This is a genomic window from Pantoea sp. S18 (genome assembly GCF_045689705.1).
Classification (GTDB): Bacteria; Pseudomonadota; Gammaproteobacteria; order Enterobacterales; family Enterobacteriaceae; genus Pantoea; species Pantoea symbiotica.
Genome location: NZ_CP142688.1, coordinates 1,689,197 through 1,709,118, shown reverse-complemented (window position 1 = coordinate 1,709,118; position 19,922 = coordinate 1,689,197). Strand labels below are relative to the sequence as shown.

Genomic DNA, 19,922 nt, shown 5'->3' with positions numbered 1-19,922 from the left:
ACCCTACGACGTTGTAGGGTGCGCATTTATGCGCACCTGGATACTGTTACTTTTTCTGTCCCGCCAGCTCAGCCAAACGCACAATCACATCCACTGACTGCGCCATCACATTAAGTGAGGCGAACTCGTGCTTGCCGTGATAGTTGTAGCCGCCGGTAAACAGGTTCGGGCACGGCAATCCTTTCCACGACAACGCTGAGCCGTCGGTGCCGCCGCGAATTGGTTTGACGTTCGGTTCAATGCCACAATCGCGCATCGCCTGCAGCGCTAACTCAATAATGTGCGGATGCGGTTCAACCTTCTCGCGCATGTTGCGATAGCTATCGCTGATTTCAACTTTCACCGAACACTCGCTTTGCAGCCCTTTGCTGACGCGCTGGCCAATCTCTTCCAGCAGCTGTTTACGCTGTTCATAGTTGTCGGCATCAAAATCACGGATCAGATACATCAGCTCGGCATGCTCAACCGTGCCTTTGATGGTATGCAGATGGAAGAAGCCTTCGTAGCCGTCGGTGAACTGCGGCTTCTCTTTGGCGGGCAATTCCGCGTGGAAGCGCATCGCCAGATCCAGCGCATTGACCATCACATTTTTGGCGCTGCCCGGATGCACGTTGTTGCCGGTGATTTTGACCATCGCGGTGGCGGCGTTGAAGTTCTCGAACTCGAACTCGCCAAGATCGCTGCCATCCACGGTATACGCCCAATCGGCGGCAAAACCTTCAACGTCGAAGTGCGACGCGCCGCGACCAATCTCTTCATCCGGCGTAAAGGCCACGCGAATCGCGCCGTGTGGCGTATCACTTTTTGCCAGACGCGCCATCGCGGTCATGATCTCGGCGATACCAGCTTTGTCATCTGCGCCGAGCAGGGTTTTGCCATCGGTTGTGATCAGCGTATGGCCGATCAGCTTATGCAGGATCGGGAACATCACCGGCGACAAGATTTCATCGCCGTTGCCGAGCGCGATATCGCCACCGCGGTAGTTTTCAATAATCTGCGGATTGACGTTTTTAGCGGTGAAATCCGGTGAGGTATCCATATGCGAAATAAAGCCGATCACCGGCGTGGCCCAATCGACGTTAGCCGGCAAGGTGCCCATCACACAGCAATGATCGCTCAGAGAGACATCAACAAAGCCCAGCACGATGAGTTCTTCCTGTAATTGACGCGCCAGCGTCCACTGCCCTTCGCTGCTTGGCACCTGTCGTGCCTGAGGTTTTGACTGAGTTTCTACTGCGACATAACTGAGAAAACGCTCAAGTAATTGATCCATCTGTCATCCCTCTAAAGAACCTGCGTCATTATCATGGTGGCCTGATGGCACCATGTTGCGTCAAATCATTATCCTTCAGGTTAGCTCTCTCAACGTGAATTGCGCTGAAAATTCGCTCACTATCGCCTGTCCGACTTATCCGTTACGCATACTCCGGCATTTTTCAGAGTTTTCAAGGTAAATCCGTGGCAAAACATGGCATTGACACATTTTTGCGGTATCATCGCGCCCTTCATCACAGCAAGCGGCCACCAGCGGCTATGCTGTAACCTGATTCACCATCAGACTGAGTGACTAAAATGACGCAAACACGCGCGCCTGCGCTGGTTACGCTTTCTGGCATCAGTAAAGCTTTCGATGGCAAAAGCATCATCTCTGACTTCGACCTGACCATCCGTCACGGCGAGTTCATCACGCTGCTTGGCCCTTCCGGCTGCGGAAAAACCACCATATTGCGGCTGATTGCCGGGCTGGAAGATGCCGATCGCGGTCACATCATTCTTGATGATAATGACATCACCGATCTGCCCGCCGAGCATCGCCACATCAACACCGTGTTTCAGAGCTACGCGCTGTTTCCGCACATGTCAGTGTTTGAGAACGTCGCCTTTGGTCTGCGCATGCAGAAAACCCCAGCGGCCGAGATCACCACGCGCGTTAACGATGCGCTGGCAATGGTGCAGCTAGAGAGTTTTGCCGATCTCCGTCCGCATCAGCTTTCGGGCGGTCAGCAGCAGCGCGTGGCGATTGCGCGCGCGGTGGTCAATCGCCCGAAAGTGCTGCTGCTGGATGAGTCGCTGTCGGCGCTGGATTATAAGCTGCGTCGCCAGATGCAAAACGAGCTCAAAGCACTGCAGCGTAAGCTCGGCATCACCTTTGTCTTCGTCACCCACGATCAGGAAGAAGCGCTGACTATGTCTGATCGTATCGTGGTGATGCGCGATGGTCGTATCGAACAGGACGGCACGCCGCGCGAGATTTACGAAGAGCCCGCCAACCTGTTTGTGGCGCGCTTTATCGGCGAGATAAATGTGTTCGATGCCGAGGTGCTAAACAGCGACCATGCGCCCTCTATCCGCGCGCGCGTAGAAGGCCGTGAATGTGAGCTGCAGTGTGATTTCCCGGTCAGCGCGGGCGATAAGCTACTTGTGCTGCTGCGCCCGGAAGATCTGCGCGTCGAAGAGATTGATCACGACAGCCGCAGCGACAACCTGATCGGCTACGTGCGCGAGCGCAACTATAAAGGCATGACGCTGGAATCCACCGTGGAGCTGGAGAACGGCAAGCTGCTGACGGTGAGCGAGTTCTTCAACGAAGACGATCCCGATTTTGATCACTCGCTGAACCAGAAAATGGCGGTCAGCTGGGTGCCAAACTGGGAGGTGGTGCTGCCGTATGAAGTTGATGCGTAACCGCCTGCAGAAAGTGATTGTCGCGCTGATCGTCAGCTGGCTGACGCTGTTTGTGCTGCTGCCTAACCTGATGATCTTCGCCAGCAGCTTCCTGACGCGCGATGATGCGCATTTTGTCAGTATGGCCTTCACCCTTGATAACTACACGCGACTGCTGGATCCGCTTTACGCCGATGTGCTGCTGCACTCGCTGAATATGGCGTTTATCGCCACGCTGTGCTGCCTGTTGCTCGGTTATCCGTTTGCCTGGTGTCTGACGAAACTGCCGGCGCGCCTGCGTCCGCTGATGCTATTCCTGCTGATTGTGCCGTTCTGGACCAACTCGCTGATCCGTATCTACGGCCTGAAAATCTTCCTCAGCACGCGCGGTTGGCTGAATGAATTTTTGCTGTGGCTCGGGGTGATCGATAAACCGTTTCGCATCATGTACACCTCAGAAGCGGTGATTCTGGGACTGATCTACATTCTGCTGCCGTTTATGGTGCTGCCGCTCTACTCCAGCCTGGAAAAGCTGGATAAATCCTGCCTCGAAGCGGCGCGCGATCTCGGCGCCAGTAAAGTGAAAACCTTCTTACGCATCATTCTGCCGCTGACCATGCCAGGCATTGTCGCCGGTTGCCTGCTGGTGTTTATCCCGGCGATGGGCTTGTTCTTTGTGGCGGATTTGCTGGGCGGCGCGAAAAATCTGTTGATTGGCAACGTGATCAAGAGCCAGTTCCTGAATATCCGCGACTGGCCATTCGGTGCCGCCACCAGCATTGTGATGACGCTGCTGATGGGGCTGATGCTGCTGGTTTACTGGCGCGCAGCGCGTATGCTGAACAGCAAGGTGGAACTGCAATGATGGCGCGCTGGTTACGTGGCGGCTTCATGGCCGTGATTTACGCCTGGTTTTATATCCCGATCATCATTCTGATCGTCAACTCCTTCAACAGTTCGCGTTTCGGCATTAACTGGCAGGGCTTCAGCACGCAGTGGTATCGCCTGCTGATGAACAACGACAGCCTGATTCAGGCGGCACAGCATTCATTGCTGATGGGCGTGCTCTCCGCCAGCTGCGCCACAATTATCGGCTCGCTGACCGCCGTCGCGCTCTATCGCTATCGCTTCCGTGGTAAACCGTTCGTCAGCGGCATGCTGTTTGTGGTGATGATGTCGCCGGATATCGTGATGGCGATTTCGCTGCTGGTGCTGTTTATGCTGCTGGGCATTTCGCTTGGCTTCTGGTCGCTGCTGTTCTCGCATAACACCTTCTGCCTGCCGTTTGTGGTGATCACCGTCTATTCGCGCCTGAAAGGGTTTGATGTGCGCATGCTGGAAGCCGCCAAAGATCTTGGTGCCAGCGAAGTCACCATTTTGCGCAAAATTCTGCTGCCGCTGGCGCTACCGGCGGTCGCAGCGGGTTGGCTGCTCAGCTTTACGCTGTCGATGGACGATGTCGTGGTATCGTCGTTCGTCACCGGCCCAAGCTTCGAAATTTTGCCGTTAAAAATCTACTCGATGGTTAAAGTTGGCGTGTCACCGGAAGTGAACGCGCTGGCGACAATTTTGCTGCTGCTGTCGCTGCTGTTGGTGGCGCTCAGTCAGCTGTTGCTCCGTGATAAAACCAAATAGAGGATAATCGATGAAAAAGTGGTCTCATTGGCTGGCGGCTGGGGCGCTGGCATTGGGCATGCAGAGCGCGCAGGCGGATGCCGGCAAAACGCTCTACTTCTATAACTGGACCGAATACGTGCCGCCGGGACTGCTGGAGCAGTTTACTAAAGAGACTGGCATCAAGGTGATCTACTCCACCTACGAATCCAATGAAAGCATGTATGCCAAGCTGAAGACCTGGAAAGATGGCGCCTACGATTTGGTGGTGCCTTCAACCTACTTCGTCGCCAAGATGCGTAATGAAGGCATGCTGCAAAAGATCGATAAATCCCAGCTCAGCAACTTCAAAAATCTCGATCCTAACCTGCTGAATAAGCCGTTCGATCCTAATAACGATTACTCGATCCCGTATATCTGGGGCGCGACCGCCATTGGTATCAACACCGATGAAGTGGATGCCAAAAGCATTACCCGCTGGGCTGATTTGTGGAAGCCAGAGTATAAGCAGAGCCTGCTGCTGACCGACGACGCGCGTGAAGTGTTCCAGATGGCGCTGCGCAAGCTGGGTTATTCGGGCAACACCCGCGATCCCAAACAGATCGAAGCCGCTTATGAAGAGCTGAAAAAGCTGATGCCGAACGTGCTTGCGTTTAACTCCGATAATCCGGGCAACCCGTTTATGGAAGGCGAAGTGAACGTTGGCATGATCTGGAACGGTTCCGCCTACGTTGCGCGCCAGGCGGGTACGCCGCTACAGATTATCTGGCCGCAGGAAGGCGGGATTTTCTGGATGGATAACCTGGCGATTCCGGCCAATGCGAAAAACCGTGAAGGTGCGCTGAAGCTGATTAACTTCCTGCTGCGTCCAGACGTGGCGGCGCAAGTGGCGGAAACCATTGGTTATCCCACGCCAAACCTGGCGGCGAAGAAGTTATTGCCAAATGAAGTAGCCAACGATCCTTCGCTTTATCCTGCTGAAGACGTGATTAAAAACGGCGAGTGGCAGAACGATGTCGGTGAAGCCAGCGTGCAGTATGAGACGCTGTTCCAGAAGCTGAAGGCGGGACGTTAATCTTTCGTAGGGTCGCCATTCATGGCGACCTGGCATGCCAGGTGCGCATAAATGCGCACCCTACGACAATCGCTACTTATACAACCCACGCAAAAACGTATGCACAAACTCTGGCACCACTTCGCTTGCTAAGCCGTAATGACTCTCAGCAAACTCATTGCCGACCTGGCTCGGTTCCAGGTTCAGCTCCACGGTATGTGCGCCCTGCAGTTTCGCCTCGTGGACAAAGCCAGCAGCGGGATAGACGTGGCCCGAGGTGCCAATGGCGATAAACAGATTCGCCTGCTCAATCGCCTGATAAATCTCCTCCATCCCTAGCGGCATTTCACCAAACCACACGATGTGCGGACGCAGCATGGCCGGGAACTGGCAGCAGGTGCAGCGATCGTCCGGGGTTAAATCTTCCGTCCAGTCCAGCACTTGTCCACTGCTGACGCAGCGCACTTTCAACAGTTCACCATGCATATGCAGCACGCGCTGGCTGCCGGCGCGTTCGTGCAGGTTATCGATATTCTGCGTCACCAGCAGGAAGTTATCACCCAGCACCTGCTCCAGTTCCGCCAGCGCTTTGTGCGCGGCGTTAGGCTGGATTTCGGGCTGCTGCAGCTGTTGACGGCGCGCATTGTAAAACGCCTGCACCAGCGCCGGATTGCGTTGAAAACCTTCCGGGGTGGCGACATCTTCCACGCGGTGCTCTTCCCACAAGCCATCGGCGGCGCGGAACGTGCGAATACCCGACTCGGCGGAGATACCCGCGCCGGTCAGCACCACCACGCGCGGTTGCGGATGCGCGGCCAGTTCAGCTTTACGATCGCGCTCGAAGATGCGCTGGCGAAAGCGTTGATGCACCTTGCGGCGGTTTTTTTTGTCGCGGGCGAGTCGTAGGCGGCGGCGCGGTATGCGCATAAAAGCTCCTTATCTGCGGCGTTTATCGCCGCGCGTCGGGTATTTTCCGGGCTAATCTGCCCGATAATAGCAGCCGCACGGCGGCTGCGTTTTATCTTTACTGACCGCTAAGCACGCGGGCCGGATCGATACGGCTGGCGCGACGTGCCGGATACCAGCTGGCAATCAGGCTCAGGACAATCGCGGTGCCCAGCACCGAAATCACATCAATCCAGTGCAGTTCGGACGGCAGGAAATCGATAAAGTAAATATCGCCCGCCAGCAGCTGATGCCCGGTAATGTGCTCAAACACGCGCATCACCGGCGTGAGATTGAGCGCCACCAGCACGCCGACCACCACGCCGCTGACGCTGCCAAGCAGGCCCGCCAGCAAGCCGTACCAGATAAAGATGGCGCGAATCAAACCATCTTTGGCGCCTAGCGTACGCAGCACCGCGATGTCGCTACTTTTGTCTTTCACCGCCATTACCAGCGTCGAAACGATGTTGAAGCAGGCCACGCCAATCACCAGCACCATGGCTAAATACATAATGGCGCGAATCATCTGGATGTCACGGTACATGTAGCCGTAAGTGCCAATCCAGCTCTTGATATAGACGTAAGAGTGCGTCACTTCACCGGCGTCTCGCACCAGCTTCTGCGCCTGGAACGGGTCATTCATCTTCAGCGCGATACCGCTGACGCTGTCGCCCATATCCAGATACTTCTGCGCATCCGCCAGCGGCACCAGCGCCAGGCTGTGATCGAGCATGCCGCTCAGTTGCAGCACGCCGCTGACCTGCAGACGAATGCGTTTCGGCTGCAGCAGCTTATTCTCGCCATCATTATTCGGGATCATGATGGTGATCCAGTCGCCCTGTTTAACGTTGAGCGATTTGGCGATGCCGCCACCCAGAATGATCTGCTGTTTACCGGCTGCGAACTGTGACCACGCATCACCGACAACAAAGCTCGGCAAGGCGCTAAGACGCGCTTCCTGCTGCGGATCGACACCTTTCACCTGCAGCGCTTGCAGCTTCGCGCCGCTCTCAATCAGCCCGGTGAAGTTGATGTAGGGCGCGGCAGCGGCAATGCCAGCAACCTGCTCAATCGGCGCGATCATCGGTTGCCAGTTGCGGAACGGCTGATTCACCGGCTCGATTTCACCGTGCGGAACCACCGCCAGAATGCGGTTGTTCAGCTCACGCTCAAAGCCGTTCATGGCGCTCAGGCCGATGATCAGCACCGCCACGCCCAGCGCAATGCCGATGGTGGAGATGATGGAGATCAGCGAGACCATGCCACCACGCCGCCGACCGCGGCTAAAACGCAGCCCGAGCAGCAGGGATAATGACGAAGCCATCAGATCACTCCCAGCGTCAGTTGGTCACTCAACTCACCGTCGCGCATCTCCATCTGCCGGCTCAGGCGTTTCGCCAGCTGCAGATCGTGCGTCACTACCAGAAAAGCGGTGCCCTGCTTGACGTTCAACTCGCCGAGCAGTTCGAAAATTGCATCGGCGTTGCGCGCATCGAGGTTACCGGTGGGCTCATCGGCCATCACCAGACGCGGACGATTCACCAGCGCGCGGGCAATCGCCACACGCTGACGTTCACCGCCCGACAGTTCAGAAGGCCGATGCGCGGCACGTTTTTCCAGCCCGACCGCCGCCAGCATTTCACGCGCGCGTGACTCCGCTTCCGCTTTGCCGATTTTGCCAATCAGCAGCGGCATCGCCACGTTCTCCAACGCGCTAAAGTCCGGCAGCAAATGGTGGAACTGATAGATGAAACCCAGCTCGCGGTTGCGCAGCTCAGCTTTCGCGGCGGACGACATCGCGTTTAGCGATTTACCATCAAAAATCACATCGCCCGAGGTAGGCGCATCCAGGCCGCCGAGCAGATGCAGCAAGGTACTTTTACCCGAACCGGAACTGCCGACAATCGCTGTCAATTCACCCGGCTGCAGGCTGAAGACCACATTGCGCAGCACATCGGTCTGCACGCTGCCTTCCTGATAGCGTTTGCACAGGTCACGACACTGCAACAAAGGAGTATTACTCATAACGTAAAGCCTCAGCGGGTTGGACGGCGGCAGCGCGCCACGACGGATAAAGAGTAGAGAGCAGCGCGACGGCCATCGAGACCAGCGCGATGGTGATCACCTGCAACACATTGATGTCGACCGGCAGCGCCGCGCCATCAAGGAACAAGCCAATCACCGGCATCAAATTATTCAGTTGGCTGGCAAGCAGCACGCCAAGCACGGTGCCCAGCAGCGCGCCAATAATCCCTGCGCTGGCGCCCTGCACCATAAACACCGCGACAATCTGGCGGCGGGTCAAACCCAGCGTTTGCAGGATCGCCACTTCGCCCTGCTTCTCCATGATCAGCAGGCCGAGCGAGGTAATGATATTGAAGGCCGCCACCGCGATGATCAGGCTCAGCAGCAGCCCCATCATGTTTTTCTCCATGCGCACCGCCTGGAACAGATCGCCTTTGCGTTCGCGCCAGTCTTTCCACGTCAGTCCATCCGGCAGTTTCTGCTGGCTGAGCGCATCAACGCTCAACGGCTTATCCAGCCACAAACGCCAGCCGGTGATGTTACCGAGCGGATAGCGCATCACGCGTGAAGCATCCTGCTGATTGACCAGAATCTGATAGCCATCCACTTCGCTGTTGGCTGCATAGGTGCCAGCCACGGTGAAAATACGCTGGCTCGGCAAACGCCCCACCGGCGTGAACTGGCTGACCGACGGCACCATCAAACGCAGCTGATCGCCACGCTTCACGCCCAGCTGTGCAGCCAGCTGTTCACCGAGGATCACGTTGTACTGGCCCGCTTGCAGCACGCTTTGTTGGGTGTTGACGAGGAATGGCGTCAGCGGATCCTGTTCGTCAGGATTGATGCCGAGCATCACGCCGACCGAGACATTACGCGCGCTTTGCAGCACCACATCGGCGGTAGTGAGCGGAGCGATGCGCTTGACACCTTGCAGCTTGAGGTCCTCGGCGGGCAACGCCTTCGGATCGATACTGCCCTTGTCGCTGGTGATCAGCGCCTGCGGCATCAGGCCGAGGATATTGCCTTCCAGCTCGCGCTCGAAGCCGTTCATCACCGATAACACGGTGACCAGCGCCAGCACGCCGAGCGTGATGCCGATAGTTGAGAGCCAGGAGACGAAGCGACCAAAGCGGTCTGAGGCACGTCCACGCATGTAGCGCAAACCGATGAATAACGCGACTGGTTGATACATGAGATCCGTCTTGGCAGTTGCCTGAAAATAAGTAGTGGGATGATAAAGGAGGCGTCCCCTTTATGAAACCTCTAACCCTCTGAGTCTGCGGCAAAGTTGTGTCAAAAACCGTACCAGCCAACGCTTATGCATAAATTTGCGACAAATTAATGATGTTATTTGTACGTTTATTCGTCATCGGCTGGCGTAGACTTAAAGGTGAATTACCGTAGGCGACGAGGAGTACACCATGTTCAAATTCCCCAAGAGCAGTATCGTGAAACATAAATCGGGTGAAATTAAAGGCGAGATCGTTAACGTTTTTGAACAGGGAGATGCGCCAACCGGCTATTACGTGAAGTGGGACGACGGCAATCACAGCTACCATCTGGAGAAAGAGTTGTCATGGGCCAATGTCGATCGCCCACGTATGCACTACACACAGCAATCGAGTAAGTGATTCGTGGGGGTTTTGTAGGGTCGTCATTTATGACGACCTGGCAGAAACTCCGAAACGACAGATGATCCTCAGGGCGGATTATGGAATGATGACGCCCTGTAATCCAAGGAGAGAATGTCGAGATCCCATGTCGGAACAGAGTCGTTATACCCTGCCAGTCAAAGCCGGCGACCATCGCCAGCTCGGCCAGCTAGTCGGCGCCGCGCAAGCGCTTGAGTGTGCCAGCATCACCGAACGCCACAGCGGTCCGGTGTTGATGATTACCCCGGATATGCAATCTGCCTTGCGTCTGCAGGAGGAGATACGCCAGTTCACCGATCTGCCGGTCACTAACCTCGCTGACTGGGAAACCCTGCCCTACGACAGTTTCTCGCCGCATCAGGACATTATCTCTGCTCGCCTCTCCACGCTGTATCAGCTGCCCAACCTAACGCGCGGTATGCTAATTATGCCGGTCAACACGCTGATGCAGCGCGTTTGTCCGCACAGCTTCCTGCACGGCCATGCGCTGGTGATGCAGCAAGGGCAAAAGCTGTCGCGCGATGCGCTGCGCGATCAGCTGGAGCAGGCTGGTTATCGCCATGTCGATCAGGTGATGGAGCACGGCGAATACGCCACGCGTGGCGCCTTGCTCGATCTGTTCCCGATGGGCAGCGATCAACCTTATCGCATCGACTTCTTTGATGACGAGATCGACAGCCTGCGCCTGTTTGATGTCGATACTCAGCGCACGCTGGAAGCGGTCAACGCCATTAATCTGCTGCCGGCGCATGAATTCCCCACGGATAAAGCCGCCATCGAACTGTTCCGCAGCCGCTGGCGCGAAACCTTTGACGTACGGCGCGAGCCGGAGCACGTCTATCAGCAGGTGAGCAAAGGCACGCTGCCCGCTGGTATCGAATACTGGCAGCCGCTGTTCTTTGAGCAGGAATTGCCAACGCTGTTTAGCTATCTGCCCGCCAACACGCTGCTGCTCAACAGCGGCGATTTGCTGGCTAGCGCCGAGCGCTTCTGGCTTGATGCCAACGCGCGCTTTGAGAATCGCCGTATCGATCCAATGCGTCCGTTGCTGGAGCCAGTCACGCTCTGGCTGCGTCCCGACACGCTAATGAGTGAACTGAAAGCCTGGCCGCGCATGCAGCTAAGCAGCGACACGCTGCCGGAGAAAGCGGCAAATACCAATCTGGGTTATCAGCCGCTGCCGGAATTAACCGTGCAGGCGCAGGCCAAAGCGCCACTCGATCTGCTGCGTCAGTTCCTTGAACAATTCAGCGGTCAGGTCATTTTCTCGGTGGAGAGTGAAGGCCGCCGCGAAAGCCTGCAAGAGTTGCTGACGCGCATCAAACTGCGTCCGCATGCCATCGATCACTTTGATCAGGCCGCCAATCAGCCGCATAGCCTGATGATTGGCGCCAGCGAGCGCGGCTTTATCGATACGCAACGCCAGCTGGCATTGATCTGCGAAAGCGATCTGCTTGGCGAGCGCGTCAGTCGTCGTCGTCAGGATAATCGCCGCACCATCAATCCTGATGTGCTGATCCGTAACCTTGCCGAGCTGCATCCCGGCCAGCCGGTGGTGCATCTGGAGCACGGCGTCGGGCGTTATATCGGCCTGACCACGCTGGAAGCCGGCGGCATCGTGGCGGAATACCTGATGCTCTCCTATGCGGGCGATGCCAAGCTGTACGTGCCGGTTTCGTCGCTGCATCTGATTAGCCGCTATGCCGGTGGCGCCGATGAGAATGCGCCGCTGCATAAACTCGGCAGCGATGCCTGGTCGCGCGCGCGGCAGAAAGCCGCCGAGAAAGTGCGCGACGTGGCGGCCGAGCTGCTGGATATCTACGCTCAGCGCGCGGCCAAAACCGGCTTCGCCTTTAAGCACGATCGCGATCAGTATCAGCTGTTCTGCGAAGGCTTCCCGTTTGAAACCACGCCGGATCAAGGTCAGGCGATCAACGCGGTGCTGAGCGACATGTGTCAGCCGCTGGCGATGGACCGTCTGGTGTGCGGTGACGTCGGCTTTGGTAAAACCGAAGTGGCGATGCGCGCCGCGTTCCTCGCGGTTGAGAACGCCAAACAGGTCGCGGTGCTGGTGCCCACCACCTTGCTGGCGCAGCAGCATTACGACAACTTCCGCGATCGTTTCGCTAACTGGCCGGTGCGCATTGAAATGCTATCGCGCTTCCGTACCGCCAAAGAGCAGAGTCAGGTGCTGGAACTGGCGCGCGAGGGCAAAGTCGATATTTTGATTGGCACGCATAAGCTGCTGTCCAACGACCTGAAATGGCACGATCTCGGCCTGCTGATTGTCGATGAAGAGCACCGCTTTGGCGTGCGTCACAAAGAGCGGATCAAGGCGATGCGCGCTGATGTCGATATCCTGACGCTCACTGCCACGCCGATTCCGCGTACCCTGAATATGGCGATGAGCGGCATGCGCGATCTGTCGATTATTGCCACGCCACCGGCACGACGCATGGCGGTGAAAACCTTTGTGCGTGAGTACGACAGTTTGGTGGTGCGCGAGGCGATCCTGCGTGAAGTACTGCGCGGCGGCCAGGTTTACTATCTCTACAATGATGTCGAAAACATCGAGAAAGCGGCGCAGCGACTGGCCGATCTGGTGCCGGAAGCGCGTATTGCCATTGGTCACGGCCAGATGCGCGAACGCGATCTCGAGCGGGTGATGAATGATTTCCACCATCAGCGCTTTAACGTGCTGGTGTGTACCACCATCATCGAAACCGGTATCGACGTACCCAGCGCCAACACCATTATCATTGAACGCGCCGACCACTTTGGTCTGGCGCAGCTGCATCAGCTGCGTGGTCGCGTGGGACGTTCGCATCATCAGGCCTATGCGTGGCTGCTGACGCCGCATCCAAAAGCGATGACCACCGATGCGCAGAAGCGTCTGGAAGCTATCGCGTCGCTGGAAGATCTTGGCGCCGGTTTTGCGCTGGCAACCCACGATTTGGAGATTCGCGGCGCGGGTGAACTGCTCGGCGAAGATCAGAGTGGACAGATGGAAACCATCGGCTTCACGTTGTATATGGAGCTGCTGGAGAATGCGGTCGATGCGCTAAAGGCAGGCCGCGAGCCGTCGCTGGAAGATCTCACCAGCAATCAAACTGAAATCGAATTGCGTATGCCTGCTCTGCTGCCGGATGATTTTATCCCGGACGTGAATACCCGTTTGTCGCTCTACAAGCGCGTAGCCAGCGCGGCGGATGAGCAGGATTTGGCGGAGCTGAAGGTCGAGATGATTGACCGCTTCGGCAAACTGCCGGATGCCGCACGCAATCTGCTGGATATCGCCGGGCTGCGTTTAGTGGCGCGCGAGTTGGGGATTCGTAAGATTGAAGCCAGTGACAAAGGCGGCTTCTTCGAGTTTGCGCCGCAGAATCAGGTTGATCCGGGCTGGCTGATTGGCCTGCTGCAGAAAGATCCTAAGCAGTGGAAACTGGATGGCCCAACGCGCCTGAAATTCACCCGCGACATGGCGGACCGGAAAATCCGTATGGAATGGGTGCAGAGTTTTGTCAGCGAGCTGGCGAAAAATCGGGTTTGATGCCGTGTTGCGGAAGGTCGCCATGAATGGCGACCCTACGGCCGAGATGATGTGTGATACGAAAAAAGCGCCTTGCGGCGCTTTTTTGTTACTGCTGCTGTGATGCATCTTTGCCCAATTAGGCCTGATTCGAATTCAGGATCAGCTGACCATTACGGTCGAGCGGAATGCGGGTGCCAGGGTCATTTTCCATGCGGATTTTGCCCTGCTGGTCGCCTATTTTATAGGTCACGTCATAACCCAGCATTTTTTCCTGTTTATCGTATACCGTTTTGCAACGTTGCTCGTTGGTGGTGTAAGTGTCGCGATCCTGCAGCGCACCCTGCACCTGATTACCACCGTAACCACCGGCCAACGCGCCCGCTACCGTAGCCACATCGCGTCCGCGTCCGCCACCAAACTGATGGCCCAACACGCCGCCAGCTACTGCACCCAGCACCGAACCGGCAATGCGATTCTCATCCTGCACCGCACGACGATGGGTCAGCGTCACATTGCGACACTCCTGTCGCGGCTGCTTGATGCTCTCTTTGATCGGCGTCGCCGACAGAACTTGTGCAAACTGCGGGCCGCGATCGAAGACATCCATGCTGGCGACTGCGGCAACGCCTAACGCTGCTGCTACGCCGATACCGATACCCGCTAACATTGATTTATTCACAGGAATGTCCTCCTGAAGGTTGTTACCGCGCATTCCTGCCGCTACGAAATCCTGATGTAGCCGAGGCATAACCGGCGTGCGCGCCGCGCCGTGTTTGTTGGTAATAAGTTTTACAGATGGACCGTAATTGCAACATCAGATTAATGGAGGAAACGCAGCGGAAACCCATCAGGGCCAGCTTTTAGGAGAGTTCTGAGAGCGGGTGAAATAGTGCCGTAACCTTAAGCTGAACGTGCAGTTTTCAGCGGGTTACGGCAGCTGACGTGGCGTGGGGCGGCATTCACCGCCCGAAAATCATCAGTGCAGCTTGAGGCGCGGACGCAGTACGCGGTTAAGACTGCCGACCAGCATCATCAGACCGGTCTTGAAGTATCCGTGGAGCGCAATCTGGTGCATACGATATAGAGAGATGTAGACAAAACGCGCAATGCGCCCTTCCACCATCATCGATCCGCGCATCAGGTTACCCATCAAACTGCCCACGGTGCTGAAGCGCGACAGCGATACCAGCGAACCGTGATCTTTATAAACATAGGCTTTCAATGGTTTATCTTTACGCTGTGCAAGGATGTTCTCCAGCGCGCGCGACGCCATCTGATGCGCTGACTGCGCGCGCGGCGGCACGAATCCGCCACCTGGCAGCGCGCAGGAGGCGCAGTCACCAATCGCGTAGATGTCGTCGTCCAGCGTGGTTTGCAGCGTCTCTTTCACCACCAGCTGATTGATGCGGTTGGTTTCCAGTCCGCCAATCTCTTTCAGGAAATCTGGCGCTTTGATACCGGCCGCCCACACCATCAAATCGGCCTCGATGAATTCGCCGCCTTTGGTATTCAAGCCGTTTTCTGTGGCGCTGGTGACCATGGTTTGCGTCAACACGCGCACGCCAAGTTTGGTGAGCTCCTGATGCGCCGCCGCCGAGATACGCGGTGGCAGCGCAGGCAGAATTCGTTCACCGGCTTCCACCAGCGTGACGTTCAGCGAGCTGCTATCCAGACCTTTGTAGCCGTAGCTGTGCAACTGTTTCACCGCGTTATACAGCTCAGCGGAGAGTTCCACGCCGGTAGCACCGCCGCCGACAATGGCGATGTTGACTTTTTCCAGGCTGCCTTCGCTGGCCGAGAAACGCAGGAACAGGTTGAGCATTTCGTTGTGGAAACGACGCGCCTGATGCGGGTTATCAAGGAAGATGCAGTGATCTTTCACGCCCGGCGTGCCGAAGTCATTTGAGGTGCTGCCAAGCGCGATCACCAGACGATCGTAGGCCAGCTCACGCTGCGGCACTAACAACGCGCCTTCCGCATCGCGAATTTCAGCCAGCTCAAGGGTTTTGTTTTCACGGTTGATTTGCGTCAGCGATCCCAGCTGGAACTGGAAGCCGTGATTACGCGCGTGCGCCAGATAGCTCAGCGCATCAATCCCTTCGTCCATCGAACCGGTTGCCACTTCGTGCAGCAGCGGTTTCCACAGATGACTGTGGTTACGATCGACCAATATGATCTCGGCCTTTTTCTTGCGTCCCAGCTTGTGACCGAGCTGCGTTGCCAGCTCTAAGCCGCCAGCACCACCGCCGATAATAACGATTTTTTCCATAGATGTAGTCAACAAAGACCCCCTCAAAGTTGTAAACCAATAGTTAATTAATGGTTAATAAAAACCTTAATAAACATAGGGTTGGCGACGTTAAATCGCGAGCTGAGGGCAGAATATCACGGCGTCAAAGACATCACATAAGAAAATTGATGTACATCAATCTTTCAGCAGCATTATCAGAATGTTACACATTTTATGCGCCGCGTCACACGGCGCACCGACGATCAGGGGAGGAGTTTGAAGGCTTTAATGCGCTGTAAATGCGGCGCGATGTTCTTGAATTTGTGGCTGGCTACGTCATCCCAGATGATTTCATAGAACGGCTGCAGATACGCCGCGCTGCGCTGATTATCCAGCGCTTCATCCTGACGAGACAAAATCGCCAGACACTTATCGCGATTCTTCTCGCGGAAATCATTCACGCACTTGGTAGCAATATCGAGATACTCTTCCGGGCGATCGATTTTGCCTTCCATGTTCTCAAACGGGAACAGATTGGGATTAAAGATCACCTGACGCATGCCACACAGGAAGCCAATGCGCTCTGCCCAATAACCGCCCAGCCCAACCCCGCAAATCAGCGGATGCGCATCGTCGCCTTGTTGCAGCAGCTTGTCGCACTCTTTCAGCAGAAACTGCATGTCGTGTTTGGGATGGCGAGTGCTGTAGCTGACTAATCTGACGTCCGGGTCAATAAACTGCAGCTGCAGCACCTTTTCATGGTTGCCCGGACTGTTGGAATCAAAACCGTGCAGATAGATGATCATGATTTTCCTCAGCGTGGAATAAATCCGGGCAGCGCGGCTTATCTGCCCGAAGCTTTATGCGCCAACCAGCGCTCTTGCAATGCGCTGAGCTGACGCTGATTTTGCCGCCAGCGTTCGCTTGCCAGCAAGCTTTGACGGGTAAAACGTCCTTGATGGTATAACTGCGTCACGCGCTCTGCACCGATCGGCGTCAAGTTATCCAGCACGCTCACCGCGCCCGCGCGCTGATTGCACACCAGGATCATATCGCAACCGGCATTCAGCGACTGCTGTGCGCGTTCGGCGTAGCTGCCCATCACGGCGGCACCTTCCATCGACAAATCGTCGGAGAAAATCACGCCGTTGAAGCTGAGCTCTTTGCGCAACACGGTTTGCAGCCAGTACGGTGAACCGCTGGCGGGCAACGGATCCACCTCAGTATAGATAACGTGCGCCGGCATCACCGCATCGAGCAGTTGCTCATCGATCAACTGCTTAAAGATCGCCATGTCATGTTGACGCAGCGTGGCGGCATCGCGATTGTCGCGCGGCGTCTCTTTGTGCGAATCCGCGCTGACCGCACCGTGACCGGGGAAGTGTTTGCCGGTGGTTTTCATGCCAGCTTCATGCATGCCGTTGATGAAGCGACGCGCGACTTGCAGGGCGATGGCCGGATCTTCATGGAACGAACGGTCGCCAATCGCCGCGCTGATATGACCAATGTCGAGCACCGGCGCGAAACTGATGTCGATGTCCATGGCGATCATTTCCGATGCCATCTGCCAGCCCGCCTGCTGCGCCAGTTCACCGGCACTGTTGAGATCGTGCAGCGCGGCGAAGGATTGCATGGCCGGCAGCTGCGTGAAGCCGTCGCGGAAACGCTGCACGCGCCCGCCTTCCTGATCCACCGCGACCACCAGACGATGGCGCGACGCGGCGCGAATCTGGCGCACTAGCTCTGCCAGTTGGTCGACATCGTGGAAGTTGCGGACAAACAGAATCAGTCCGCCTACCAGCGGATGCTGCAGAATTTCGCGTTCTTCGGCGTCCAGCTCATAGCTTTCGACGTCGAGCATCAGCGGTCCAGGCGTATTCATGGTCATGATTAAAATCCTACGTTAAAGGTCGTTCCAGCTGGCCTGCGCCAGCTGTTGTAAGGTGTCATCCTGGCTCTGCTCGGCGCGCAACTGATACCAGCTGGCCATCAGCAGTTGCAGCCACGGCTGCCAGCGCTGCATCTGCCGCGCCAGTTCATGCTCATCCAACTTCGCGCGCGCGGCGTACTCGGCAATCCACGCTGAACGCGTATCGCCATCAACCGCACAAACCGCCGCTAGCTCCAGCGCCACGTCGCCATCGGCGGCATATTCCCAGTCGATCAGGCGCAAACCGGCAGGCGTGGCAATCAGGTTGCCGGCGTGGACATCCATATGCAGCGGTGCCAGGCGCAGCGGCTGCGGTTCGCCCTGCTGTAATAAGCGTTGCAGACGACGTTGCCAGCGCCAGTGACGCTGCTGGCAAAGTTGCCAATAGCGCTGCAGCAGCGGCGCTAATCGTAAACGGTAGCCGGTGAGCGGCTGTTGATGCAGGCACTGCAGCAGCGCCACAATCGCCTCCCGCTGCGCGTTAAACTGAGCGGAGATGAGCACCTCGCCCGGCAACCAGCTTTGCAGCAGCCAGGGATCGCGCCATGCCAGCGGCTGCGGCCCGAGCTGTGCATATCTGAGCTGCCGCAGGATGCGGTATTCGCGCTGGCGATCGACAAACGGAATCGGCTGCGGCGGCGCACGTCTTGCCAGCAACGCGCCCTGTGGCGTCTGCACGCGCACGCTTTGCCCGCTCAGTCCCGGCAGCGCGAAAAAATGACCGGCAGCTTGCGCCGTCGGCCATTGTTGCTGAAGCATGTTTTGCAGCTGCGGATCAGGGTTGAGCAACACCGTTTCCTGACCAGATGATTTCACCGGTTTGTACCAGCATCAGCTGCATTTGCAGCGTAGGTGCTTTCACATCGCCCTGCGCATTGCTGTAAAGCACATACTGCGCGTTAACGTTGCGCGCCAGACCAATCGCTTTACTGCGCGAGTTGAGACTGTCATCCGGCGATAAGCCCAGCGTCTGCTTCGCCTGCGCCAGCTGTTCGGGTGTGATCAGCGTGAACTTACCGTTGTTGGCCAGCGCATTCTGAATCGCATCGGTGGCTTTGTCGGTTTGCAGCGCGCCGTTGGTGCTGTTCTTAATGCGATCCACCAGCAATACGCTGCCAGGATTCACGCCTGAAGATTGCACCATCTTGCCGACCAACGGCTGGACGCTGGCATCCCAGTTAATGGTTTTCAACTTCGGTGGCTGCGGCACGGTTTCTGGCGGCGGCACCGGCTGCGGTGTCGGTTCTACCGGCTGAGTTGGCGTAGTCGGCTGCGTGGGTTCTACCGGCGCTGGCGTCTGTTGTTTCACCACACAACCGGTGAGCATTAGCGCAAATAACAACGCGCCCGAACGTTTTACACTGCGAATCACAGCTTACTCCTCAAAGATAAAGATAGAGACGCACCTTACTGGCGGTCGGATTGCCCATTTGTGAGGCCACTTCTACGCTGCCGTGCGCCGGGACGATTTGGCTCTGCGCCGGCTCTTCCGGCGTGATTTCCAATCCTTTGTCGTCGTACCAATAGAAACGATAGTGCACTTTCACCGGCGTTTCCCGCTGGTTATACAACACGCTCATGGCACGCTGCTGACCATCTTGTTCGGTCAGTTTCGGATCATCGGTAATAATGCCCGCGGATAATACAGACGATTCCATTACCAGCGACTGCGAGGTATTAATCATCGGCTTATCGCTGCTGCAACCTGCAAGGGTCAGCAACAGCAAGCCACTCAGCCATTGACGCATCAATTTGTCCGCCTGAGTTAGATGGCCAGCATTGGGCCCAGCGGCTGACCGCCGACCAAATGCATATGGATGTGATAAACCTCCTGACCGCCATGACTGTTGCAGTTCATGATCAGACGATAGCCATCTTCGGCAATGCCTTCATCACGGGCAATTTTGGCGGCCACGGTGAACATCCGGCCCAGCGCCTGCTCGTGTGCGGCCTGCACATCGTTGGCGGTGGGAATCAATACGTTGGGGATGATCAGAATATGGGTGGGCGCTTTGGGCGCGATATCACGGAAGGCGGTGACCAGTTCGTCCTGATAAACCACGTCGGCGGGGATCTCGCGACGGATGATTTTACTGAAAATGGTTTCTTCAGCCATGGTGCATTTCCTTAAGCCTGAGTTCAGTCAGGCAGTATGCGTGAGGAATTCCATTTCTTTCAACCTCAGGACCACATTTCCTGTATTAAATGACTGCCTTTAAGCCGTTTTCTCCCTTCGCCACGCATTGTGCTACAACTCGCATTTCTAACATCTCATT

Annotated in this window: 19 protein-coding genes; 6 read left to right on the top strand and 13 right to left on the bottom strand. The window is 56.6% G+C overall.

The features are described from left to right. Positions 1 to 46 precede the first annotated feature (46 nt). Complete coding sequence (gene pepT, locus VIJ98_RS07885; RefSeq protein ID WP_323273228.1) at positions 47 to 1,273, bottom strand: peptidase T; 1,227 nt, start codon at positions 1,271 to 1,273, stop codon at positions 47 to 49. 299 nt (positions 1,274 to 1,572) lie between these two features. Between pepT and potA the strand changes: the two genes are divergently transcribed. The 4 genes from potA to potD are packed head-to-tail and all read left to right on the top strand — an operon-like array spanning position 1,573 to position 5,353. After that, complete coding sequence (gene potA / locus VIJ98_RS07880; protein ID WP_323273226.1) at positions 1,573 to 2,685, top strand: spermidine/putrescine ABC transporter ATP-binding protein PotA; 1,113 nt, start codon at positions 1,573 to 1,575, stop codon at positions 2,683 to 2,685. After that, positions 2,669 to 3,529 carry a spermidine/putrescine ABC transporter permease PotB gene (gene potB, locus VIJ98_RS07875; RefSeq protein ID WP_323273224.1) on the top strand — a complete coding sequence of 287 codons (861 nt, stop codon included), beginning with the start codon at positions 2,669 to 2,671 and terminating at the stop codon, positions 3,527 to 3,529. The genes potA and potB overlap by 17 nt, the downstream gene beginning before the upstream one ends. Further along, entirely contained in the window at positions 3,526 to 4,299 is a 774-nt protein-coding gene (gene potC / locus VIJ98_RS07870) for a spermidine/putrescine ABC transporter permease PotC (RefSeq protein ID WP_323273222.1), read from the top strand. Before potB ends, potC begins: the two co-directional genes overlap by 4 nt. Before the next feature lie 10 nt (positions 4,300 to 4,309). Further along, the gene (gene potD, locus VIJ98_RS07865; protein ID WP_008103020.1) at positions 4,310 to 5,353 is read left to right on the top strand and encodes a spermidine/putrescine ABC transporter substrate-binding protein PotD; all 1,044 of its coding nucleotides are present in this window, start codon (positions 4,310 to 4,312) and stop codon (positions 5,351 to 5,353) included. Between the two features lie 72 nt (positions 5,354 to 5,425). On the opposite strand, the gene cobB is transcribed toward potD, so the two are convergent. From cobB to lolC, 4 genes are all read right to left on the bottom strand, one after another. Then, positions 5,426 to 6,259: a Sir2 family NAD+-dependent deacetylase gene (cobB, locus tag VIJ98_RS07860; protein WP_154152662.1), complete on the bottom strand. Its 834-nt coding sequence runs from the start codon at positions 6,257 to 6,259 to the stop codon at positions 5,426 to 5,428. 97 nt (positions 6,260 to 6,356) lie between these two features. Continuing rightward, the gene (gene lolE / locus VIJ98_RS07855; protein WP_323273219.1) at positions 6,357 to 7,601 is read right to left on the bottom strand and encodes a lipoprotein-releasing ABC transporter permease subunit LolE; all 1,245 of its coding nucleotides are present in this window, start codon (positions 7,599 to 7,601) and stop codon (positions 6,357 to 6,359) included. Continuing rightward, positions 7,601 to 8,302, bottom strand: a complete 702-nt coding sequence (lolD, locus tag VIJ98_RS07850; protein WP_323273217.1) for a lipoprotein-releasing ABC transporter ATP-binding protein LolD — start codon at positions 8,300 to 8,302, stop codon at positions 7,601 to 7,603. The genes lolE and lolD overlap by 1 nt, the downstream gene beginning before the upstream one ends. Then, entirely contained in the window at positions 8,295 to 9,494 is a 1,200-nt protein-coding gene (gene lolC / locus VIJ98_RS07845) for a lipoprotein-releasing ABC transporter permease subunit LolC (protein ID WP_323273216.1), read from the bottom strand. Before lolC ends, lolD begins: the two co-directional genes overlap by 8 nt. Before the next feature lie 229 nt (positions 9,495 to 9,723). Between lolC and VIJ98_RS07840 the strand changes: the two genes are divergently transcribed. Next, positions 9,724 to 9,933, top strand: a complete 210-nt coding sequence (locus VIJ98_RS07840) for a hypothetical protein (RefSeq protein ID WP_008103029.1) — start codon at positions 9,724 to 9,726, stop codon at positions 9,931 to 9,933. Positions 9,934 to 10,060: 127 nt separating this feature from the next. Then, positions 10,061 to 13,504 (top strand): transcription-repair coupling factor, encoded by a 3,444-nt coding sequence (gene mfd, locus VIJ98_RS07835; RefSeq protein WP_323273213.1) that lies wholly within the window; start codon positions 10,061 to 10,063, stop codon positions 13,502 to 13,504. A gap of 118 nt (positions 13,505 to 13,622) precedes the next feature. On the opposite strand, the gene VIJ98_RS07830 is transcribed toward mfd, so the two are convergent. From VIJ98_RS07830 to hinT, 8 genes are all read right to left on the bottom strand, one after another. Further along, positions 13,623 to 14,165 (bottom strand): glycine zipper 2TM domain-containing protein, encoded by a 543-nt coding sequence (locus VIJ98_RS07830; RefSeq protein ID WP_007885735.1) that lies wholly within the window; start codon positions 14,163 to 14,165, stop codon positions 13,623 to 13,625. A gap of 297 nt (positions 14,166 to 14,462) precedes the next feature. Beyond that, complete coding sequence (locus tag VIJ98_RS07825) at positions 14,463 to 15,767, bottom strand: NAD(P)/FAD-dependent oxidoreductase (protein ID WP_085982346.1); 1,305 nt, start codon at positions 15,765 to 15,767, stop codon at positions 14,463 to 14,465. Positions 15,768 to 15,979: 212 nt separating this feature from the next. Then, the gene (gene ycfP / locus VIJ98_RS07820) at positions 15,980 to 16,522 is read right to left on the bottom strand and encodes an alpha/beta hydrolase YcfP (RefSeq protein ID WP_323273208.1); all 543 of its coding nucleotides are present in this window, start codon (positions 16,520 to 16,522) and stop codon (positions 15,980 to 15,982) included. A 38-nt stretch (positions 16,523 to 16,560) separates the two neighbouring features. Continuing rightward, on the bottom strand, positions 16,561 to 17,604 hold the full coding sequence (nagZ, locus tag VIJ98_RS07815; protein ID WP_323273206.1) for a beta-N-acetylhexosaminidase: 1,044 nt from the start codon (positions 17,602 to 17,604) through the stop codon (positions 16,561 to 16,563). A gap of 15 nt (positions 17,605 to 17,619) precedes the next feature. After that, positions 17,620 to 18,435, bottom strand: coding sequence for a thiamine kinase (thiK, locus tag VIJ98_RS07810; protein WP_323273204.1), 816 nt, complete (start codon positions 18,433 to 18,435; stop codon positions 17,620 to 17,622). Next, positions 18,422 to 19,018 (bottom strand): penicillin-binding protein activator LpoB, encoded by a 597-nt coding sequence (lpoB, locus tag VIJ98_RS07805; protein WP_008103041.1) that lies wholly within the window; start codon positions 19,016 to 19,018, stop codon positions 18,422 to 18,424. Before lpoB ends, thiK begins: the two co-directional genes overlap by 14 nt. 10 nt (positions 19,019 to 19,028) lie before the next feature. After that, positions 19,029 to 19,394, bottom strand: a complete 366-nt coding sequence (locus tag VIJ98_RS07800; protein ID WP_008103043.1) for a YcfL family protein — start codon at positions 19,392 to 19,394, stop codon at positions 19,029 to 19,031. A gap of 17 nt (positions 19,395 to 19,411) precedes the next feature. Next, positions 19,412 to 19,762, bottom strand: a complete 351-nt coding sequence (gene hinT, locus VIJ98_RS07795) for a purine nucleoside phosphoramidase (protein ID WP_323273201.1) — start codon at positions 19,760 to 19,762, stop codon at positions 19,412 to 19,414. Positions 19,763 to 19,922: the final 160 nt, after the last annotated feature.